A 3509-nucleotide genomic window follows, 5' to 3' on the forward strand; every position below is an offset into this window, starting at 1 on the left:
CTTCTATCGGGACGAACGTCCCTGGGGCTTCATCCTGTTTGCGCGCAACATCGGCGAGGCGGCACAGATCCGCGATCTGGTCGCCGCGATGCGCGACTGCGTCGGCCGCCCGGGGGCTCCCGTCTTCATCGACCAGGAAGGCGGCAGGGTGCAGCGCCGGCGTCCGCCGCTGGCGCCGAACTATCCGGCCGGGGGCGCGCTCGGCGCGCTGTGGCGCGAGGACAAGGAAGCCGGCCGCCGCGCCGCCTGGCTGATGGCGCGGCTGCATGCCTTCGATCTTTCCCGCCTGGGCATCACCGCCGACTGCCTGCCGGTGCTCGACGTTCCGGTCGAAGGCGCCAGCGACGTCATCGGCGCGCGCGCCTATGGCAAGGAGCCCAATGCCGTGATCGAGCTTGGCCGGGCCTCGGCCGAGGGCCTGATGTCGGGCGGCGTGCTGCCGGTGATGAAGCATATTCCCGGCCATGGCCGCGCCTTTGCCGACACGCATTTCGCGCTGCCGACCGTCGATACGCCGCTCGAGGAGCTCAGGCGGCATGATTTTGCCCCGTTCAAGGCGTTGAACGCGCTGCCGTTGGCGATGACGGCGCATGTCGTCTACAGTGCCATCGATCCCGACAATCCTGCGACGACCTCCGCCAAGGTCGTCAACCAGGTGATCCGCGGCGAGATCGGCTTCGACGGGCTGTTGATGAGCGACGACACGTCGATGAAGGCACTTTCTGGGGATTTCCCGACAAAGGCGGCCTCGATCCTTGCGGCCGGCTGCGATCTCGTCCTTCACTGCAACGGCGTTTTCGAGGAGATGTCGGGGATCGCCTCGCGCACGACGGCGCTCAGGGGCAAGTCCTTGCAGCGCGCGGAGCGGGCGCTGACCTATATAAAGGATCGCGACGTCGCCGACGAAACGGCGATACGCGCGGAATTCGCCACCTATTTCGAAGCGGTGGCCTGAACCGGAAGGGACGAAAGGCAAGTGGCGGAGACATTGGAAGGGAAGGCCGCGAAGGCCGCACCGATGGACCGTCTGTGGGCCGAGAACGACGATTCACGCCTGACCGGCGACCCCTCGCTGGTGGTCGACGTGGCCGGTTTTGAAGGTCCGCTCGATCTTCTCTTGCACCTTGCCCGCAACCAGAAGGTCGATCTGGCGCGCATTTCGATCCTGGCTTTGGCCGAGCAGTATCTGGCCTTCATCGAGAAGGTGCGGGCGCTGAGGCTCGAGCTTGCCGCCGACTATCTGGTGATGGCAGCCTGGCTCGCCTTCCTGAAATCGAAGCTTTTGATCCCGAAACAGCCGGGCGAGGAGGGCGAAAGCGGCGAGGAGCTGGCGGCAGTGCTGCAATTCCGGCTGAAGCGGCTGGAGGCCATGCGCGACGCCTCGGCGCGGCTGGTCAACCGCAACCGCCTCGGCCGCGACGTCTTCGCGCGCGGCATGCCGGAAATGGTCATCATCGAGAAGCGCAACAGCTTTTCGGCCTCGCTCTACGATCTGCTCACCGCCTACGCGCAGCAGCGTCAGCGGCAGGCGATCAACAATGTGACGATCGCCCGGCGCGCCGTGTGGTCGCTGAAGGATGCGCGTGAGGTGTTGGCGCGGCTGGTCGGCTCGGTCGGCGACTGGACGGCGCTGGACAGCTTCCTGATCGAGTATCTGGCCGCGCCGGAAGAGAAGCGCACGGCGATGGCCAGTTCCTTCGCGGCGACGCTCGAAATGGTTCGCGAGGGCAAGTTGGAAGTGCGGCAGGATCAGGTATTCGCGCCGATCTATCTGCGCGGCCGCGCGCAAAGGGTGAAGGCAGTCGAGGTGGCATCATGAGCGAACGCGCCAACGCTTCGGTGATCCCGTTCAAGGTCGAGGACGAACCGGAAGACGAGATGGCCGAGCAGGGTTCCATCGAAAACCCCGCCGAGCGGCTGCAATTGTCGGAAGCCGTACGGATGGCCGAGGCGATCGTTTTCGCCAGCGCAGAGCCGGTCAGCGAAAAGCAGCTTGCCGCGCGCCTGCCGGAAGGCGTCAACATTGCCGCCGCGATGGCCGATCTGCAGCAGATCTATGCCAAGCGCGGCGTCAACCTGGTGCGCGTCGGCGATGCCTGGGCCTTCCGCACCGCCGGCGATCTCGCTTTCCTAATGAGCCGGGATTCCGTCCAGCAGAGAAAGCTGTCGCGCGCGGCGCTCGAAGTGCTGGCGATCATCGCCTATCACCAGCCCGTCACGCGCGCTGAAATCGAAGACATCAGAGGCGTCGAAACGTCGAAGGGCACGCTCGACACGCTGCTCGAAACCGAATGGGTGAGGATGCGCGGCCGCCGCCGCACGCCCGGGCGGCCGGTGACCTATGGCACCACCGACGCCTTCCTCGACCATTTTGCGCTGGAGGAGATCCGAGATCTGCCCGGCATGGAAGAGCTGAAGGGCGCCGGCCTGCTCTCGACGCGCATGCCGGCCAATTTCTCGATGCCGGTGCCACCGGCCGATCCGGACGCGCTGACCGAGGAAGAGGACGCGCTGACCGATATCGACCTCGAGGAGCTCGGGCTGCTGACGCCGCGCGTCACGGAAGAGTGAGCTAAAGCGCGTCGCGATCTTTCAGATTCGCTCTATGCGCTTTAGTTTTTGATTTTACGCATGTCTTTATCCCGAAACCGGGTCCCACTTTCGGGAGACATGCTTTAGGGAACCGGCACGATTGGTCTATTAGCAAGGCCTGCGCGGATTCGTAGCAAGGCGCTCACGCCGAAAGTGCGTGACATCCGCTAGCCATTTTATCAACTTCATTGCGGTTGTGTTTGAATCCCCGAGCGAAAACGCATAGATCATCGCCGAGGGAAAACATTCGAGAGAGATCGTTATGGGTTCGTTTTCGATTTGGCACTGGATGATCGTGCTGGTGATCGTGCTGCTGGTGTTCGGCCGCGGCAAGATCCCGGAACTGATGGGCGACATGGCCAAGGGTATCAAGAGCTTCAAGAAGGGCATGGCCGACGACGACGTTGACGACAAGCGTACCGTCGAGCACCGCGCCGACGAGACCGTTTCGCCGGGCAAGGAAAAGGTCAGCAAGAGCTGATCCGATTGTTGGTTTGAGCATGCCGTTGTCCCAAAACCGCTTCGCATGTGCGGGCGGCATGCTCTTGTCGGAATAGATTGCCATGTTCGAAGTCGGTTGGAGCGAACTGCTGGTGATCGCGGTCGTCATGATCGTGGTCGTCGGGCCCAAGGATTTGCCCAACATGCTGCGCACCTTCGGCCGCACCGCGGCGAAACTGCGCGCCATGGCCGGCGACTTCCAGAAGCAGTTCAACGAAGCGCTGAAGGAAGCCGAGCTCGACGACGTCAAGAGTTCGATCGACAGTCTTCGCAGCCTCAATCCGATGAATGAGGTGCGCAAGCAGCTCAATCCGTTCGAGCAGGCCGCAGCCGATGTGCGGGCCGGCGTCGACACGATGATGAAGCCGAAGCCCGCCGCCGATCCGGCGGCGCCGGCCGCAGAGACGCCGCAGCCC

5 protein-coding genes are annotated in these 3509 nt (G+C 63.8%); all 5 read left to right on the forward strand.

Translation table 11 applies throughout. The annotated features are described in order from the left end of the window. On the forward strand, positions 1–955 hold a 955-nt coding region (gene nagZ / locus EOA23_RS32800), incomplete at its 5' end, for a beta-N-acetylhexosaminidase (RefSeq protein ID WP_127307120.1). A 63-nt stretch (positions 956–1018) separates the two neighbouring features. Continuing rightward, complete coding sequence (locus tag EOA23_RS32805; protein ID WP_042644745.1) at positions 1019–1819, forward strand: ScpA family protein; 801 nt, start codon at positions 1019–1021, stop codon at positions 1817–1819. Further along, positions 1816–2571 (forward strand): SMC-Scp complex subunit ScpB, encoded by a 756-nt coding sequence (scpB, locus tag EOA23_RS32810; protein WP_127307121.1) that lies wholly within the window; start codon positions 1816–1818, stop codon positions 2569–2571. The genes EOA23_RS32805 and scpB overlap by 4 nt, the downstream gene beginning before the upstream one ends. A gap of 283 nt (positions 2572–2854) precedes the next feature. After that, complete coding sequence (locus tag EOA23_RS32815; RefSeq protein WP_095815328.1) at positions 2855–3073, forward strand: twin-arginine translocase TatA/TatE family subunit; 219 nt, start codon at positions 2855–2857, stop codon at positions 3071–3073. Positions 3074–3155: 82 nt separating this feature from the next. After that, positions 3156–3509 (forward strand): Sec-independent protein translocase protein TatB (tatB, locus tag EOA23_RS32820; RefSeq protein ID WP_127307122.1); only part of this gene is annotated, 354 nt, incomplete at its 3' end.

Source organism: Mesorhizobium sp. M2A.F.Ca.ET.042.01.1.1, assembly GCF_003997405.1.
In the GTDB taxonomy this organism is placed as follows: domain Bacteria; phylum Pseudomonadota; class Alphaproteobacteria; order Rhizobiales; family Rhizobiaceae; genus Mesorhizobium.

Coding starts and splice junctions, on each gene's coding strand:
- EOA23_RS32805 (WP_042644745.1), top strand. CDS start 1,019: ATGGACCGTCTGTGGGCCGAGAACGACGATTCACGCCTGACCGGCGAC.
- scpB (WP_127307121.1), top strand. CDS start 1,816: ATGAGCGAACGCGCCAACGCTTCGGTGATCCCGTTCAAGGTCGAGGAC.
- EOA23_RS32815 (WP_095815328.1), top strand. CDS start 2,855: ATGGGTTCGTTTTCGATTTGGCACTGGATGATCGTGCTGGTGATCGTG.